General features: G+C 46.8%; 13 protein-coding genes and 2 tRNA genes. All 15 read right to left on the bottom strand.

What is annotated here, in order from left to right:
• Window positions 1–7: 7 nt before the first annotated feature.
• The 15 genes from AR1Y2_RS04775 to secD all read right to left on the bottom strand — a co-directional run bounded on the left by AR1Y2_RS04775 (window position 8) and on the right by secD (window position 18,390).
• A complete protein-coding gene (locus tag AR1Y2_RS04775) occupies window positions 8–1,378 on the bottom strand; it encodes a ComEC/Rec2 family competence protein (protein WP_137327938.1) in 1,371 nt (456 codons plus the stop codon).
• A 12-nt stretch (window positions 1,379–1,390) separates the two neighbouring features.
• Window positions 1,391–3,346: an NAD-dependent DNA ligase LigA gene (ligA, locus tag AR1Y2_RS04770; protein ID WP_175403588.1), complete on the bottom strand. Its 1,956-nt coding sequence runs from the start codon at window positions 3,344–3,346 to the stop codon at window positions 1,391–1,393.
• Window positions 3,336–4,073, bottom strand: coding sequence for a pseudouridine synthase (locus AR1Y2_RS04765; RefSeq protein ID WP_137327937.1), 738 nt, complete (start codon window positions 4,071–4,073; stop codon window positions 3,336–3,338). Before AR1Y2_RS04765 ends, ligA begins: the two co-directional genes overlap by 11 nt.
• Window positions 4,074–4,175: 102 nt before the next feature.
• The gene (locus AR1Y2_RS04760) at window positions 4,176–4,373 is read right to left on the bottom strand and encodes a heavy-metal-associated domain-containing protein (protein WP_137327936.1); all 198 of its coding nucleotides are present in this window, start codon (window positions 4,371–4,373) and stop codon (window positions 4,176–4,178) included.
• Window positions 4,374–4,415: 42 nt separating this feature from the next.
• Window positions 4,416–6,017 (bottom strand): MBL fold metallo-hydrolase RNA specificity domain-containing protein, encoded by a 1,602-nt coding sequence (locus tag AR1Y2_RS04755; RefSeq protein ID WP_175403587.1) that lies wholly within the window; start codon window positions 6,015–6,017, stop codon window positions 4,416–4,418.
• 2 nt (window positions 6,018–6,019) lie between these two features.
• Entirely contained in the window at window positions 6,020–7,087 is a 1,068-nt protein-coding gene (locus AR1Y2_RS04750) for a GNAT family N-acetyltransferase (protein ID WP_137327934.1), read from the bottom strand.
• Window positions 7,088–7,642: a 2-C-methyl-D-erythritol 2,4-cyclodiphosphate synthase gene (gene ispF / locus AR1Y2_RS04745; RefSeq protein ID WP_137327933.1), complete on the bottom strand. Its 555-nt coding sequence runs from the start codon at window positions 7,640–7,642 to the stop codon at window positions 7,088–7,090.
• A 496-nt stretch (window positions 7,643–8,138) separates the two neighbouring features.
• Window positions 8,139–8,212 (bottom strand) — tRNA-Met (locus AR1Y2_RS04740).
• Window positions 8,213–8,239: 27 nt separating this feature from the next.
• Window positions 8,240–8,312: transfer RNA gene (locus AR1Y2_RS04735), tRNA-Val, on the bottom strand.
• 141 nt (window positions 8,313–8,453) lie between these two features.
• The gene (locus AR1Y2_RS04730; protein ID WP_243118858.1) at window positions 8,454–9,743 is read right to left on the bottom strand and encodes a C39 family peptidase; all 1,290 of its coding nucleotides are present in this window, start codon (window positions 9,741–9,743) and stop codon (window positions 8,454–8,456) included.
• 65 nt (window positions 9,744–9,808) lie between these two features.
• A complete protein-coding gene (locus AR1Y2_RS04725; protein WP_137327931.1) occupies window positions 9,809–12,340 on the bottom strand; it encodes an AAA family ATPase in 2,532 nt (843 codons plus the stop codon).
• Window positions 12,337–13,473: an exonuclease SbcCD subunit D gene (locus AR1Y2_RS04720; protein ID WP_137327930.1), complete on the bottom strand. Its 1,137-nt coding sequence runs from the start codon at window positions 13,471–13,473 to the stop codon at window positions 12,337–12,339. The genes AR1Y2_RS04725 and AR1Y2_RS04720 overlap by 4 nt, the downstream gene beginning before the upstream one ends.
• 16 nt (window positions 13,474–13,489) lie before the next feature.
• Complete coding sequence (locus tag AR1Y2_RS04715) at window positions 13,490–14,317, bottom strand: Cof-type HAD-IIB family hydrolase (protein ID WP_137327929.1); 828 nt, start codon at window positions 14,315–14,317, stop codon at window positions 13,490–13,492.
• A gap of 11 nt (window positions 14,318–14,328) precedes the next feature.
• Window positions 14,329–16,053 carry a single-stranded-DNA-specific exonuclease RecJ gene (gene recJ / locus AR1Y2_RS04710; protein WP_137327928.1) on the bottom strand — a complete coding sequence of 575 codons (1,725 nt, stop codon included), beginning with the start codon at window positions 16,051–16,053 and terminating at the stop codon, window positions 14,329–14,331.
• Window positions 16,054–16,131: 78 nt separating this feature from the next.
• Window positions 16,132–18,390: a protein translocase subunit SecD gene (gene secD / locus AR1Y2_RS04705; protein WP_137327927.1), complete on the bottom strand. Its 2,259-nt coding sequence runs from the start codon at window positions 18,388–18,390 to the stop codon at window positions 16,132–16,134.
• Between the last annotated feature and the right edge of the window lie 11 nt (window positions 18,391–18,401).

Raw genomic sequence — 18,401 nt, 5'->3', positions numbered from 1 at the left:
TTTACTCTTATTTCTTCTTTTTTATCACAAATCCCTTTGTTTTAACCATTGTACTTCCGGAGATTGTATTGTACTTGATATAAAGGCTGCCTTTAAATCCTTTCTTTACCTTGACAGTCCTACCGGTCTTCCAGCGGTACCTGGTACTGCTCTTTCCCTTTTTCACCAGTTTATACTGAATACTCTTAATTCTCGTAAAAGACTGCGGTTTTGCCTTGATTGAGATTTTCAGCGGCTTTTTTTCTTTGACATTATATATATCTTTAGAATCAACGGAAACGATATCCAGCTTTTTCTTTCCATTGGACTTCACCGACATCTTTTTCAGAAGAAGAGAAGACTTTTTAGATGAAATATAGGTACTGGCTTTGGCAGGCTCATTTTTATTTCTTGAAGTACTGACACTCAACTTACTTCCGTTGGAAGCCACGATAATATTACCGTTATCGCCTGTAGTATAAATATTAGACTTGGAAAGTTCCCTAGTAATCAGACCAGAGGGCACTTTGTCTTTATTTCTATACCCATTGCTTATAATTGATATTGCAGGCTTCACCTTGTCAAAAAACTTTTTATGGTTGGACGAAAATCTGCCTTTTGCATCCTTGTTACGTACATCCTCATATCCGTGATGTGGAACCTTCAGCACCTGGGATTTGAGATTCAGTTTCTTATTTATCATGTTGTATTCAGTTTCCTGCTGGGTATCCCCTGCCATAAGAAACGAATTCCTTCCGTAAGTAATTCTGCACACCAGTGAAAATTTGTTAATCTGCCGGGAATTATAATCAACTTCTCGTCCATACTTAAAATTGCCCCGTCCAGGTGAATAAAATGTCAGCTTTGCTTTGCCTAGATAAATTGAGGACTTCATCCGTGGGACGACCACCGGTATCTCCCGCTTTTTAATCAGTTGATTGACAGTATGGTACGTTTTTGTACTATAAAAATCATCATCTCCCGAATAATGATTATAAACTGGCTGCTGTGTGGCATACACTGTTCCTACAGAGATTGACCGATCTTTCAGTATGGAAATAAATCCTCCGATATGGTCCTTGTGAGGATGTGTCATGATAACAAATTCCAGCCTTCGGATCTTATACTTTTTTAAATAGTTATGTACTCTCTGGCCTACATTGACCGTTTTGCCGCCCAGAAGCTGTGTAGTTTGAGGTCCTGCATCGATCAATGCGTATTTTGCACTCTTTCCTGAGCCATACTGAAGCATGGCACCGTCTCCGGTGCCAACCTCAATGAAATGCACTTTAAATGCAGATGCAGCTTCTGCCTGTTTTTCATTTCCCATAAACGCTGCTGCCGCGGACGTGACGATCATCACTGCTGCCAGCATCCATGAAATAATTCTTCGTTTCATCCTATATCTTCCTTATTTTATCATGTCCATAAATTCCTCTTCCGTTAAAATCGGTATTTCCAGCTCCCTGGCCTTTTTATTTTTTGATGACGAAGAATTCCTGTCATTGTTGATCAGATAGTCCGTCTTTTTTGTCACAGAACCTGTGGCTTTTCCTCCGAGTGCTTCGATCTGCTCCTGCAGCTGCTTCCGGTTTTCATAATGATTCAGGGACCCGGTGATCACAAAGGTCTTACCTTCCAATTTTTTCTCCGTGTCCGGCTCCTCCTGCTTCTGGATCTCCACATACTCAAGCAGGCCGTCCACAGTCTGTCTGTTATTTTCCAGAAGGAAATACTGGCTCACGGACTCACCGATGATCGGTCCGATGCCGTCGATCACCGTAAAATCTTCCGCCTGCGCAGTCCGGATGGCATCCAGGTCATCCCCAAAATGCCTGCAGATAAGTTTTGCGTTGGAAAGACCCACGTTGGCAATCCCAAGCCCATAAAGAAACTTGGGAAGAGTGGCTTTCTTGGACTGTTCTATGGCATCCACAAGGTTGGAAAATGACTTCTCTCCGAATCCTTCCATCTCCACGATCTCTTCTTTGTGTTCTTTCAGTGTGTACAAATCATAAAGCTCTGTTAAAAGCCCCTTTTCCATCAGCTTGTGCAAAGAAGCTTCAGACAACCCGTCCACGTTCATCGCGTCTCTCGACACAAAATGCGAAAAAAGCTTGATCTTTTTGGCACTACAGAATTGATTGGGACAGACTAGTGTCCGGATGCCGTTCTCTTCCTCAATCTCTGTCTTCCCGCCGCACGCAGGACAGGTATCGGGGATAGCGGCGTTGCCGCTTCTGGTATGGTTTTGGGCCAGCTGTGGGATGATCATATTAGCCTTGTAGACTGAAATCTGGTCTCCGACTCCCAGTTCCAATTCCTCCATGACACTGATATTGTGGAGGCTGGCACGGCTGACCGTGGAACCCTCCAGTTCCACAGGATCAAAGATGGCCACCGGATTGATAAGCCCTGTTCTGGAAGGACTCCATTCGATCTCCTCCAATGTGGTCTCCGCGATTTCGTCGGCCCATTTAAAGGCAATGGAATCCCTTGGAAATTTAGCAGTGGTTCCCAGGCTTCTGCCGTAAGCAATATCATCATAGATCAGCACAAGTCCGTCTGACGGCTGGTCATTGCTCTCGATCTTCTTAGAGAAAGACTCTACCTCAGAAGCCACTGTATCCGATGTGACAGTCACATAATCCACCATGTCAAAACCAAGGCCCTTTGCCCAGATAAACTTTTCTTCCACAGAATTATGGAAATCCACATCTGGAACATCAGCTACGGAAAAACCATAAAAACGGACATTCCGCTTAGCTGTCACCTCATTATTCAGCTGTCTTACAGAACCGCTGCATAGATTCCTTGGATTCTTATATCTACTGTCCAGATCTTCCAATTCTTCATTCATTCTTTTAAAGTCAGAATAGTGGATCACTGCCTCACCGCGTATCACCAGATTTCCTTTGTAGGCAATCTTTTTCGGCAGATTCACAAATACCCTGGCATTGTTGGTCACCACCTCGCCGACTTCCCCGTTTCCCCGGGTAACGGCCTTTGACAGGACTCCATCCTGGTAGGTGAGAACGATTGTAAGCCCATCCAGCTTCCACGAAAGCAGCCCCTTTTGATCTCCCAGCCATTCTGCCAGTTCTCCCACTTCCTTTGTCTTATCCAGGGAAAGCATTGGAGATGTGTGGGCCTCCTTTTCCAGGGACGTCAAAAGCTCATATCCTACATGGACAGAGGGACTGTCCGCCAGCACCGTATCTGTTTCTTTCTCCAGCTCCAAAAGCTCATCGTAGAGCTTGTCATATTCAAAATTACTCATGATCTCTTTATTTTCCTGATAGTAGGCTTTCGACGCCTCACTCAGGATCTGGATCAGTTCTTTCATTCGGTCAAACTTATCTTTCACAGGTCAGTTCCTCTTTTAACTTTTTTATTTCCTCCGGCGTAAGCTTCCGGAAGGATCCTTCTTTTAAACCACCAAGCCTGATATTCATAACCCGGACTCTTCTTAGTTTGGTAACCCTGTAGCCAAAATATTCACACATTCGGCGGATCTGGCGGTTTAAACCCTGGGTCAGGATAATACGGAAGCTGTCCGGTCCTTCTTTTTTCACACTGCATTTTCTCGTGACCGTGTTGAGATCCGCAAGAGGCACCCCGTTTCTCATCCCCTGTATAAACTCGTTGGTAATCCGTTTGTTGACGGTCACCTCATATTCTTTTTCGTGATAATTCCGGGCTTTCATGATCTCATTGGCCGCGTCACCGTCATTAGTCAAAAGGATCAGTCCCTGGGAGTCCTTGTCCAGACGGCCCACAGGATAAATCCTTACTGGGTAACCGACAGCATCGATAATATTGTTTTTTTCCTCTTTGCTGGATGTACACACAATACCTTTGGGCTTATGATAGGCCAGATATACAACCTGGCGGTCCATATGTACCGGTTTTCCCTCAAAGCAGACTTCCTGTCCTTCCATGACCTTAGTCCCCGGCTCAGCCAGTATTCCATCCACTGTCACTTTTCCCTGTTCTATATAAAAATCAGCCTGCCTTCTGGAACAAAGGCCTGCCTGGCTTAAATACTTATTGATCCTCACGGCGGAGGATTCACTCCGTCTTTCTTCCTTCATGTTCTCTCCTGTTTACTTCCAATTTTCGTACTTTACGATTGTACCACGATTGACTAAAAAATGCACGTGTCCATGGACGGTTCCCGGATCGTCCGGGGTATCTTACATCTCCTGTGCAAAATACCCCAGATCGCCTAAAACTTCTTTTGCCTTTTCTATCAAAGCGTCATCATCCTCAGGCAGAATAATGCTTTTTTCGTTCAGTTCTACTTCCGCCTCAATCCCTGCGTCCATCAGACCGATTTTGATCCGGTCCACACAATGGTCGCACATCATCTCGTCGGATTTTAAAACTTTCATTTCTTTCCTCCTTGTAGCCCACTCGGTGTTCTTGTCTTCTTGTCAGCGTTCCCACTTGTCGCAGAGCGCATTGATCTGATCCGCAAATTTGGCCAGGTCTTTATTGGCCCCGCCCTCACTCCTTCGAATCACAGACAGCAGGCGCTCACCTGCCGCCAAAAGCCTGGCATACACAGCGTTAGCCCTCTTGGTCCCTTTTCTGGCCTCTGGCACCTTCTTCGGTGCGACACGAAGGAGCCATTCTCCTGTCTCCAAGTCAAAAGTATCTCCGCTGTATGGAGCTTCTGCTTTCATCCCATACTCATGCTCCAGATATTCCGCAAAAATATCACAGGTCTCATCCTCTCCGTGGACGATAAAATATTTCTCCGGCTTTTCTTTAAATGCCGATGCCCAGACGGAAAGCCCTTGTTTGTCCGCATGGCCGCTCATACCTTCCAGGCGCACCACGTCGGCTTCGACTTTGATCGTTTCTCCGAACAGACGGACTTCACTTGCCCCTTCAACCAGAGCGCGCCCTAATGTCCCATAAGCCTGATAGCCCACAAATACAATTGTATTTTCAGGCTTCCATAGATTATGCTTTAAATGGTGACGGATCCGTCCTGCCTCACACATTCCGGAAGCTGAGATGATCACTTTCCGGTCTTCGTCAAAGTTAATAGCCTTGGAATCAATACTTGTGATGGATAGTTTTAAGTTTGAAAAGGTCAGAGGATTAATGCCCTGGTTGATCAGTGCCATGGCATCCTCATCAAATGTGTCGTGGATATTTTCCTGGAACACATTGGTGGCTTCCACTGCCAGGGGACTGTCCACATACACAGGAAAATCTCCGTGATTCTTTACCCTGTGCTCCTCCTTGATCTGACGGATATAATAGAGAAGTTCCTGGGTCCTTCCTACCGCAAACGAAGGGATGACCACATTGCCGCCTCTGTCAAAGGTCTTCTGTATCAGATCTGCCAGCTCTCCCACATAATCCGGGTGCTTCCCGTGGTAACGGTCTCCGTATGTGGATTCCATCACAACATAATCTGCACTTTCCGTATAGTGAGGATCCTTGATCAGCGGCTGATTATTATTTCCGATGTCTCCTGAAAAAACGAGTTTTTTCTGTACCCCTGATTCTGTCAGCCATACCTCAATGCTGGATGATCCGAGCAGGTGGCCGATATCCGTAAACCGGACGCTGATACCCCGGCTCACCTCAAGCTTTTCATTGTACTGGCAGCCCAGAAACTGTTCCATGACGCCCACTGCGTCATCCATCGTATAGAGCGGCGGTTCTTCCGGTTTTCCGGACCTTCTTGCCTTCCGGTTTTTCCATTCGGCCTCAAACTCCTGGATGTGGGCACTGTCACGCAGCATGATATCACAGAGATCTTTGGTGGCTTTTGTGGTAATGATATTCCCTCTGAAACCGTTGGCATAAAGCAGAGGAAGCAGTCCTGAGTGGTCAATATGTGCATGGGTCAGCAGCACAAAATCAAGATCCGCCGGATTGACAGGAAGTTCTGCATTCTCATATACATTTTTTCCCTGTTCCATCCCGTAGTCAACCAGAAACCGTTTCTCACATGCCTCCACATAATGGCAGCTACCCGTTACTTCATGGTCTGCACCGATAAACATTAACTTCATAGTCATACCTCCTCAGTGATATATACAGCGTCCATTGGTACCAGTTCCTGTAAACACGGATACGCTTTCAGGATTTCTTCTCCTTCGTATCCGAATACCGCTTTTGAAAATTCACCGATTGACAGCTCTCCCTCGGCCTTCTTCTCTGTCCTTCTGATCTTGGTCCCTTCCTTTGAAGTGGAAAATAAAAAAGTGCCGTTATTTTTTTCGATGACCGGATCTCTGACTGTCAATACAAATTCCTGGTCTCTTCTGCCCTTTAGGCAGCGGCACAGAGCTTCCAGACAGGTGATACGGAACATGATCTTCGGTACCTTTCTGCCATGTCTCAGGCATCCTGCAGATACTTGGATCTTCTGTCCGGGAAAGGCAGCCCTTAACATTTCAAGAAACCGCTCTTCCTCTTCGGCAAAACCCAGCCGTACATAGACGGCATCTTCCTCTCTGCCGTACGCAAACAGACCGCAGACCTTTTTCTGTTCCTTCCATACCATCAGACGTCCGTCCTGGCTCTTTGCTTCCGCGGCTGCCTGACGTAAATATGCCGCATCCATAACCGTATAAATATCATATGACTGCATCTGCTGATTTAAGAACTCAAGAACCGCTTTGGTATCCTCCTCCCGGAAGAATTCCAACTCTCCGGGGTATTTCCCTTCCTCTCCGGTAATCTCTGTCTCCGTCCAGTCTGAAACAAACACAAAATCAAACGGTTCGTAATAAGCCCTGTCCGCAGGCATCAAATATGTGAACGGTTCCCCATTCTCCGCCATATCATTGAGTGTCTTATAAAGCATCTTCCTCATAACGCCTTTTCTGCGCACTTCCTGTTTTGTGGCAACCGCCACAATGTAATGTGCGTTAAACTCCCGGTCTGAAATCTTCATCCGGTAAGGATTCAGATGGATCATACCCACAAGAGAATCTCCGTCCCATGCCAGGAGCACCTTGTTTTTGGGATAAACCAGATCAAAATAGTAATCTGCAAACGCCTGGGGGTCATGGAAAATGTCCTGATACATCTGACATATCAGTTCCCTGCGGCTTTTGTCATCATAAACAAGCTCCATCTATTCCCCTTTCTGACAGCCCGGGCATCCCTGGCACCCTGTCTGTCCTCCCGGCCTCAAAACATCTTCATAGATAAAATTGTCCACCGGTGTCAGCATACACACCGCATTGGCACTGATGCCGAGTCCTTCGCCTGTAAATCCCAGATGTTCTTCTGTGGTCGCCTTTACATTCACCTGCTTCCTTCCGATACCCAGAGCTTCTGCGATATTCTCTGCCATCTCCTCAATATAAGGCGCCAGCTTAGGCCTCTGCGCAATGACAGTAGCGTCTACGTTTTCAATGAGATAACACTCTTCCTCCACCAGTCTCCTGACTTCCTTTAACAGCCCGATACTGTCAGCACCCTTGTACTTTGGATCCGTGTCCGGAAAATGCTTTCCGATGTCTCCAAGTGCCGCGGCTCCGAGCAGAGCATCACTGATGGCATGCAAAAGCACATCTGCGTCAGAGTGTCCCAGAAGCCCTTTCTCGTATGGGACATGCACGCCTCCTAAGATCAAAGGGCGCCCTTCTACCAATTTATGCACATCATATCCCATTCCCACTCTCATATCCCATACCTCGCTTTCAAATAATTCTGTATATATTATAACGTAAACCATTTTTTTTATTATACCTTATCGTGCAAAGCTCGTCCATCCGAAGGATATAAAATACGGTGCGCCCTGTGGATATGAGTTTTTTTCTGTCTCGTCGGTCAGCTCCTCCAGAAGATATTTGATCCTTTTTCTACATGATTTCCGTTCGACTTTTAGAATGCCTCACTGCGCAATGCGCACCGCCTACGAGTCTTTACTTCAAGAAGAAAAACTAACGTCCCTTCGAATGCAAGGCCTCCGAACTGGTGAAAATGGACGTAATGTCTGCTAGAGATGCCTGTTGCAAGACAAAAGGCGCCACCTACGATAATTTTTTCTTCATTGTCGGAAGTAGGCCTTTCCAGAGCCGACTGGAGACAATGGAGAAAAACTCATAATTTAATACAAGATCCAAAAAAATTTTGCACAGAAAAAAAGACATGTTATATAACCATAACATGTCTTTTCATAGCGATGAGCAGATTCGAACTGCTGACACTACGGGTATGAACCGTATGCTCTAGCCAACTGAGCTACATCGCCATATCTTTATGCGTATCGCATAAAGAATGGGACCAATAGGGCTCGAACCTATGACCCTCTGCTTGTAAGGCAGATGCTCTCCCAGCTGAGCTATGATCCCTTGTCTCGCGACAAAAACTAGTATATAAAATAATGCGAAAAATGTCAACAAGTTTTTTTAAATTTCTTTAAAAAAATTTCCAAAGCCAAAAATACAGCCCGAAAATCCGTTCTTTTGGAGATTCGGGCTGCATTATATTTCTTACTGCTTTAGGAAATCAGAGAGGGTAGGTCCCTGGCTTTTTTCCATTGGATGTGTCATCTCCCAGAAGGTCTGGCCGATGGCTTTCGTCTGAAGTTCATCCACGATAGTCTTTAATGGATATTCCCTGGACTCCTCTTCCTTGATCTCCACCGATACCTGATCCCCGGCGTCAATGTCCAACAGCGTCACAAAGCTTTCTTTGGAGACGATGGCTCCCTGTTTCAGCGGCACAATAACACTCTGTCCCTGAGAGAGCACTGCTTTCAGATCATTGTAACGGTGCTTCTTCTGAAGCTGTTCCTTAGTCTCTTTCGCCTGTGCCTTGGCTTTTTTCGCCTTCAGTGTCGCTTTCTCTGCCTTTCCTGGTTTGTAGATCTCCCAGAATGGTCCTCCTGCAGATGCAGCCTTAGACTGTTCAATCACATCTTTCAAACGGTACTTGTATGTACTGCGCTGTCTGCTCCCCACGTCTGCCACTGTCACCTGATCTTTGTCATCAATAGCGACCAGTGCGATAAAATGTCCGCCCTTGGTAAAATATCCAGGACCCATGAGTCCTACCACCGGATGCTTCTTTTTCAGCGCATCCCGGATCTTTTTATAGTCAGTTCCCAGACCGTTGCATCCAAGCTGATAGTTCTTTGCCAATGCCGGCACCACTTCATGAACGGAACCTGCATTGCTGTAGTAGCCATGCTCATATGCCCAGATGGTCGTATCCAGCGGAGTCACCCATTTCTTCGTCAGCGAACTGATGCAGACTGCCATAGCAGTCGGTCCGCAGCCGCTGCTTTTAATACAGTAGCCATTTTGGTTCCATGCCGCATCTCCCTGGTTAAAATAGATAAATCCTGCGATGGTCTCCTTCTTATCCTTCATACTGAGGCGTGTGTCATTGTAGACCTTCGGGATAATATTAGAGACAACTTTTTCTTCCTTAAGCTTTTTGTCCTTTTTGAGCTTTTTGACCTTGTTCTTCTGTTTGATCTTTTTTGCTTTTTTCTTAGAAGTCTTGGCCGTTTTTTTCTTCTGCTCCGTCTTCTTGTCCTTATGGGTAGTCGTCTGCTGCTGCGCCGTAGTCTCCTGCTGTTGCTGTGCCGTAGTTGTGGCTTCTGTCCCGGCAGCTGTTGTTGTGCTCTCGGCGGTCGTTGTCTGCTCTGTTGCTGAGCTCTGTTCTGTTGTCTTTGCTGCTGTCGTTGCTTCTGCACCATATGCAAAAGAATTGCTGCCCACTACAAGGCAGCCGCAGAGTACAGCAGAGCAGATGGATTTCATGTGCTTGTTCATTCTGTATTCACTCCTTAGCTCACTCATTTATTCTCCATCCCCCAAGGTTCATTATAATCCTTTTCTCACAAATTCTCAATGATACTCCCTATATTTTTCCTCCGGACAACAATTTTTTGTTCAACCCTCTCAGAAAGTTCAGGAACATGGGAGATGATCCCGATCATCCGGCTGGCTCCGGAAAGTTCCTGAAGCGCTGACACTGCCTGTTCCAGGGATTCACTGTCCAGGGAACCAAATCCCTCATCCACAAAAAGCACCTCGATCTCAATACCGCCGGCACTGTTCTTTATAATATCCGAAAGCCCCAGAGCCAGGCAGAGGGCCGCCTTAAAGGATTCTCCGCCGGAAAGTGTCTTCACAGACCTTCGCCTTCCTGTGTAATAGTCCATTACCTCTATTTCTAAGTTATCCTTTTTCCTAGCATCCGTGACGGTCTCACTGCGAAACATCTCATACCGTCCCCCGGTCATTTTTAAAAATCTTATGTTTGCTGCCTTTAAAATATCTTGGAAGTATGTGATCAGTACAAACTGTTCAAAGGTCAGGCGAAGTCCGTTATCCCCTTTTAGCAGCCGATCCACGTCACCTACAATGCCGTATCTTTCCTCCAGCATTTCTTTCTTTTTCTGTTTCTCTTTCAGTGACTTGAGCGCCTGCTGTCTTTGGTGAAGGATCACGGCAAGCCTCTCCCTCTCATCCTCTGACCTTTTTATCCTTTCCTCCATGTCTCTCAGTTCGTCTTTCTCTATCTTTTGCAGATCCAGGCCAGACTTCTGCCTCTTCTTCTGCTCAAAGGACATCCTACGCTCACCGAGCAGCGTGCATGCCTTGGAAAGAGCTGTCTCAAGCGCGATACTCTCGGCGTCTTGCCGCTCCTTCCTGCTTTCATACTCCTGGAGTTCTTCCTCCAGGCGGTCATACTCTTCTTGAATATTTTCTGCACTGTCTGACATTTGCAGTTCTGTCTGGAAAGCTTTCAGCTGTCCTTCTGTCTTCACTGTGTTTTGCCTGATCTCGGCAAGCTTTTCTTCCTCCTCATCAAGAGAAAGCCTTTCCATAGAAATAACCTCAGTCTGTGTAACCGCTCTGCATTCCGGCTCATTGCCCAGTTCCTGCTGCCTTTTTTCCCAGTCTGCTTTTGCCGTGTGTTTCTTTTCCTTCAGCTCCAGCATCTTTTTATACCAGCCGTGAAGGTTCTCTTCGGCTTTTTCCGCCAGTTCCTTCTGGGCCTCCACCTGCTGCCTGTCAGGAACTTCCAAAGGAATTTGAGCGGGATCTGGGTGAGAGACAGAACCGCACACGGGACAGGGATGCCCTTCTTTCAGTTCTTTTGCCAAAATGCCGATGCTTCCCGCATAAAATGCAGACTGCACATCCATATAGGCCTCCTGTTCCTTCCTTCGGTGTTCCTCTGCTTTCCGGTACTGGTCCTCAGCCTGTTCAAACTGTCTGGCAATATTTTCATATTCTTCCCCGAAACGTCTTGTCTCTTCCTGTGCACGGAGCCATCTCTGCAGCCGTGCCGCCTCCACTCTTTTGATCTGCCCGGATTCCTGGTCCCTCAGTGCTTCATATGATGCTTTCAGCTGCCAAAAATGTTCCAGACGGCCCCGCAGCTCTTTTAAGACACCAAGCCGTTCCTTTTTCTGATCCATACAGGCTTTGAGACTTTCCGTCTCCTCTTTTTGCTGTTTGATTTTTCGCTGTTTTTCAGTAAGTTCCGACAGTTCCCTTTCCAGGCTGCTGATCTGGACTGTCAATTCCCCCAGCTCCTGTTGTATCTTCTCCGCCTGTTCAAAAATCTGTTTTTTTGAGTCATACTCATCTCTTTGCTGTCTGCTCTTTTCCTCCGCCCTCTTTGCAAACCTTTTCTTTTCTCTGAGTTCTTCCTCCAGATATGCAGCCACGGCTTTAAAGTCCTTTTTTTCTCTTGCCTCCCGGTATTCCTCTTCTTCCTCTGAAAGTTCTGCCGCCTCTTCCATTTTGCTGGTCAGTTCACGGATCTCACCCAGCAGGACCCTGGACTTTTCTCCTGCCAGTGCCTGAATCTTTTTGTATATCTGAGTATGAAAAATAGAGCGGAATACCTCCACCCGTTCGCTGGACCTGGCTACCAGGAGTTTTTGGAATTCTCCCTGAGCCAGCATGGAAATCTGGCGGAATTGATCATAGTTGATCAAAAGAAGGCGGGATAATTCCTCATTGACATTCGCTGTACCTGCCTTAACCGTTCCGTCCGGCAGTGTCAGGACTGCATCTTCCTTCTTGACCGTCATGCCGGAGCCTCTTTTTTTGGCCCTCATATATTTGGGATGCCTCTCCACACGGTATTTTTTATTTCTGTGGGAGAACTCAAGGATCACATAGGTATCCTCCTTCTGTGAGGCAAAGTCGCTCCTCAGGCTTTCCTTCGTCCGGACACTTCCACTGACCTCCCCGTAGAGAGCATAGGTCAATGCGTCAAAAATGGTAGTTTTGCCGGAGCCGGTAGGCCCTGTGACCAGAAAGAGGCCTCCATGAAGCCTTGAAAAGTCTATCTTGTTTTTCTCTGGATACGGACCCCAGCCGCATATTTCAAGGAACAATGGTCTCATCTGTCTGAACCTCCTTCCTCCAAAAGCTGTTTCAGAAAATCCATCCTCTTTTCTTCTGCCTCCCCGCTGGTCAGCAAAAGAAAGGCTTCCCCCAGTTCCAAAGGAGTTTTCTCCCGGACGTCAGCCGATATGCCGTTCCCGCCGGATCTCTGTCTCTTTTCTAAATTAAGCTCCATGATGTTGGGATAAGATGCACGGAGCTTTTCCATAGGATCCGCCAGTTCTTCCTCATCAGTGAGCACTGCACTGATATAATCCTCACAGTCAGCCGCCCCAGTAACTTCCGGATCCAAGAGATTCTCAAGCTTTCCTTTGATGCGGCGCATATCGTGCAAAGGAGTCAGCGGATAAGTCGTTACATTGACCTCTCCTTTTTGCTCTAGCTCGATGAGTGTCACAGATTTTTTATGGGATTCTTCAGAAAATGAGTACTTTAGAATAGAACCGCTGTAGCGGACCGAGTCCCTCCCCGCTCTCTGGGGGCCGTGGATATGCCCCAGTGCCACATAATCATAATCCTCGAACAGGGAATAAGATACCTGGTCCGCTCCGCCCACACTCAGTGAGAGCTCTGAATCGGACTGTCTCACCGGCTCTGTCCCCGTGACAAATTGGTGGGTAACCAGCACATTCCTCGCTGTCCGGTCAACTGGATGCCTCATTAAAACAGCGCGCATGGCCTCCTCATATGTTCGGATCTCATCATCTGGGTACAGAGCCTTTGCCTGCGCCGGCTTAAAATACGGAAGCAGATGAAGGATCAAGGTCCCGTACTCGTCTTCCATTTCAATGGCTGGAAACTCTTCTTTAAGAATCCCCTCCACATACACCTTCTGCCGGCCGAAAAGCTTCTGTCCAAACTCCAGACGCTCACCTGAATCGTGGTTCCCTGCCACAACAAATACAGGCACCAAGAGCTCTGAAACTTCCGTCAGGAACCAGTCAAACAATGTGACCGCCTCCGCGGGAGGTATGCTCCTGTCGTAAATATCGCCTGCCAAAAGGAGCCCGTTAACGGGCTCCTTTTTCAGCAGATCCAATACCTGCGTCAGTACATATCTCTGATCTTCTATTAAGTTCATTCCGTTTACCGACTTGCCGATATGCAGGTCGGCCATATGCAAAAAACGCATAATGCTCTGCTCTCCTCTAGTTCAGCACAAACCGTTCAATGGCACAGGCAACTCCGTCTTCCTCGTTGGACTTTGTCACAAAATCTGCCATCTCTTTCAGTTCGTCCATTCCATTTTCCATTACAACTCCAAAGCCTGCGGCTTTGATCATATAGGTATCGTTGGCAGCGTCACCGCAGGCCATCGTCTCTTCCATCGGTATGGAGAGATACTTGGCAAGCTGGGTGATCCCGTCGCCCTTGTCACATCCTATCTGGGTGATCTCAATGTTGTTAAAAAGCGCACTTGAAACACTGGCGATACCCAGGCCGTCCAGTTCCTTCATGACACGTTTCCGCTCCTCCAAGTCACCGAAAAATGCACTGACCTTTTCTATTCCGTCGCTGTTTTCCTCCACATAGGCCTCCAGATCATCGATCTTTTGCCTTGTCCTCAAGATCAAATCCTTCTGCTGGCCTTTGATATCAAAATCCTCCAGATGATTATAAAATTTCTCTTCCATATAACCCTGCCCGTTCCTGTAAATATCCCTGGTGCAGTTACACTGGGCAAGAGCACGGATCAGAGTTAGCACGGTCTCCTTCGGTATATGGTTCTTATATATGATCTTATCTTCCCAGGCATCATAAATGGTTGCCCCATTGCAGCAGATGGCATAGCGGATTCCTTCAATATCCCTGATAAAATCAGGAATGGCTTTAAAGATCCGTCCTGTGGCCGGTACAATGTGAACCCCTCTCCTCGCTGCCTCAGAAAGCACTTCCCTTGTGTGTTCAGAAATCTGCTTCTTGTCATTCAGCAAAGTTCCGTCTAAATCCATGGTTACTAACTTAATCTGGCTCATAACTGTCCTCCCTATGTAAAAAAGTAATGCTGTATCCGTATCTGCAGGCTCTCATTTCCCCTGTATACGTTAATGTCCGGATAATAGGTACAAGTGATGTACTGCTTTCCCTCTCCCATCTTCTGGCGGAATGACTCTTCTTCTTCAAAGATCATTCCGGTCATTCTTGTTCCCCTGTCACTCTGAAGTGACAGCCGGATTACATTTCTATTATCGCCGAATACCTGGATTCTTTCAATGAAAAGTTTTCTGTGTGCAAACAGAGGCCTTTTGTTTTCCTTGCCGAACGGCTCCAGCACAGCCATCTGTCGCACCAGCCCCATAGTGATATAATCAACAGGCATATCCACATCAATGGTCACCTTTTTTATAAAGTCCTCCTGCCCAAGTGTGCAGCATTCATTGATCCGTAACCGGAATTCATCCACTTTAGACTCATCAAGAAGAGAGCATCCAGCAGCCATGGCATGGCCTCCGAATCTGGTAAATACATCCTTCACCTCGTTCATGGCTTCAAACATATGATACGTCTCAATGGACCGTCCAGAGCCCTTGATCCCTTCTCTGCCTTTGGTCAGCACAAACACCGGCTTATGCAGTTTATCCTTCACTCTGCCTGCAATGATGCCCGCGATGCTCTCATGGCAGTCAGGCAGATAAATAACCAGTATCTTATCCCTATCATATCCATTCCGGCTGATCTGTTCTAAGGCATCCCTGACCCCGTCATTGGTCATTCCTTTTCTCTGGTCATTGAGTTCCTTTAACTCCTGGGCTGTCTCCAACGCCTCATCTGGGTCTGTTTCAAGAAACAGCTTCAACACCTTTTCTGCCGACTCCAGGCGCCCGCTGGCATTAATGCACGGACCGATAACAAATCCCAGATGATAAGAATTAACTTCTGAATCTTCCAGCTTATGTGCTTTTAACAGTGCCTGAAGCCCAATATTTTCTGTAAATCCGATCCGCTTTAATCCTTCTCTGACAAATATACGGTTCTCTTTCGTGAGATCTACCACATCGCAGACAGTTGCTATGGCCAGAAAACAGAGCAGAGGCTCCAGTTCTTTCTCCTCCCTGCCTTCTGCCCGGTAAAGTGCACTCATAAGCTGGAATGCCACTCCGGCTCCGCACAGCTGCTTGTAAGGATACTCACACCCCTTCTGCTTTGGATCCACTACCGCATCTGCCGGCGGCAGTATTTCCTGCTTCCGGCCGTCCTCCATCTGATACGGAACCTCGTGATGATCTGTCACAATAACATTCATACCGAGCTTTTTTGCCTCCGCCACAGGTTCAAATGCGGCGATCCCGTTGTCACAGGTGATGATCAGCCCGATGCCATCTTTTTTTGCTTGAAGCACCATGTCTGTATTCATCCCGTATCCGTCCTGGATCCGGTCGGGGATTGTGTAATCCACAGTTCCTCCGAGATTTTTCAGACTTCTCCACAATATATAATTTGAAATCACTCCGTCCACATCGTAATCGGAGATGATCCTTATCTTCGTTCCTGATCTAAGGGCTTCCTGAAGCAGTATGCATGCCTCTTTGACTCCCTTCATGGCCGCCGGATCTGATATATCTGAAAGAGTCCCTGAGAGATAACGGCGTATTTCTTCCTCATCTGTGATATCCCGGTTTCGGATCAGCCTGGCGACCACCGGATCGATGCCAAATTTCTTCCCGATCTGATCAAAATCTGCTTTCTTTTTGCTGATAAACCATTTTTCCATAAGTGACTTTTACTTCCCTTTCCGTGATGAAAGAAAACTGCAATCAAACCTTATGTCTGACTGCAGTTTTCAACTTCCCTATCGAATTCCTTTTTTCTTTTTCTTCTTTTTCTTTTTCGGCTTAGCAGCCGCATCCTGCTGACCGTCCTGTCCGGCAGACTTATCTTCTATAACCGCCTGAGGCTGTTTTTTAAATCCTGTTTTCATGAAGTACCAGAGCGGTCCTGTGATGCACACAGAAGAAAATGCCCCGCACACAACGCCGACCATCAAGGTCAGGGCGAACTGGCGGATCGATGATACACCCATGAGGAACAGTACAAATACCATGATAAATGTCGTCAGTGACGTATTGATGGATCTTGTCAGTGTCTGGATGATACTCTTATTGACAATACTCTTAAGCTGTGACTGGTCCGCCTCCTGCATATTCTCCCGTATACGGTCGAAAATAACGATGGTGGAGTTGATGGAATAACCAATGATCGTCAGCATACAGGCAATGAAGGTGCCTCCCACCGAAAGCCTGCCGATGGAGTACGCCGCAAATACGATCAATACATCATTCAACAGCGCTATGATAGCACTGGCTCCGAATTTCACATCCTTAAACCGGATGGCAATGTAGATCAGCATAAAGATACTTGCAATGACCACAGACACGATCGCATCTCTCTGCATCTCGTTGCTGATGGTGGAGCTGATATTTTCCGTTGTCACAGACTTGGCCTTAAAGTCTTTTTTCATGGTCTTTTCAATCTGTTTTCTCTGGCTTAAGTTCAACTCCACAGATTTGATGACCATCTGGTTGTTGGCTTTTACTTTCTGTCCTTGGACAGAGGTAGATTTGCTGACTTTTTCATAGGCGGATACAACCTTCTTTTCAAGGCTGTCATTTACTTTCACATCTTTATCAAATGTGATGGTGGAAGAGGTTCCCCCTGAAAATTCCAGATCAAAGTTCAGAGGGGTTCCCATCCTGGAACTGTTGATCGGAAGGAATGCAAGTCCGGCAATGATCACAATCAATGAAGCAGCCATACATTTTTTTCCTGCACCGATGAAGTCCCTTTCTTTGAGAGTTCTGGCCTTTCCATACAGCTTAGGGCTTCTAAATCCGAATTTATATGCAGCGGTGACTAAGAACCGGCTGATAACAAGTGCTGTAAACATGGAAATAAGAACACTCATCCCCAAAGTCTGGGCGAATCCCTTGACTGTTCCGGTTCCCTTAAACCAAAGGACTGCCACGGCGATCAGAGTAGTGACATTTCCGTCGATGATGGCAGATGCAGCCTTGTGGAATCCTGATTTAATGGCTGTCCCTACATTTTTGCCCAGAGCCACTTCTTCCTTGATCCTGGAATAGATAATAACGTTGGCATCCACGGCCATACCAATACCCAGGATGATACCGGCCAGACCAGGAAGGGTCAGTGTCACATTGAATCCGTTCAGGGCAAGCAGTGTCATCAATACATAGATGGCCAGTGCCAGGCATGCGATCACACCCGGAAGGAAATACAGTCCGATCATCAACACACACACCAATGCAAATCCGATAGCTCCGGCCTTTACGCTGGTCTGGATGGCATCCACACCCAGCTTAGCGGAAACCACGTTGGAACGCAGCTCCTTTAATTTTACCGGAAGGGAACCAATCCTGATGGATGAAGCAAGATTATCTGCAGCCTCATAGTTCTCCATCCCTGTAATGCTGCACTCCCCTTTTGTGATCACGCTCTGTACGTTAGGCGCGCTGATGATCTGGTTATCGTAGATGATATAAATAGGTTTTCCAACATTTTTCTTAGTGGCATCTGCAAATGCTTTGGTCCCTTTTTTGTCGAACTCCAGGGCTACCACATAATCCTTTGCCCCGTTATCTCCCTCAGTAGTCTGCGCTTTTGCTGATTTTACATTATTTCCGGTCAGCACCGTCTTCATAGACTTGCCGTCCTGGACCATAAATGCCAAAGTTCCCGGCTGTCCCAGTTCGTCCAGAATCTTATTTGCGTCTGTTACTCCAGGGATCTCAATATTGATCCGGTTTTTTCCCTGACGGTAAACCTCAGATTCGGTGCTGTAGCCCTCCACACGCTTCTGAAGTTTATACACAGTATCGTCGATATTTTTATCCGATACATTTTTGCCGTCTACCTCATAGGTGATGCTGACTCCTCCGGCCAGGTCAAGCCCCAGCTCAATGTTCTGTGCTCGGCCTATCTTATTTTTCCCGAGTCCTTTTGTGGTGATGAAAATTCCAAACACACACACAGCGACAAGCAGGATCAGCCCGGCGGCGTATCTTCCTTTCTTACTATTGTTTGTCTTCATAAGTTCTGCTC

Origin of the sequence: Anaerostipes rhamnosivorans, from assembly GCF_005280655.1 — a bacterium.
Lineage (GTDB): Bacteria > Bacillota > Clostridia > Lachnospirales > Lachnospiraceae > Anaerostipes > Anaerostipes rhamnosivorans.
Note: the sequence above shows the minus strand (reverse complement) of the source record. Positions and strands in the feature narration are given on the sequence as shown.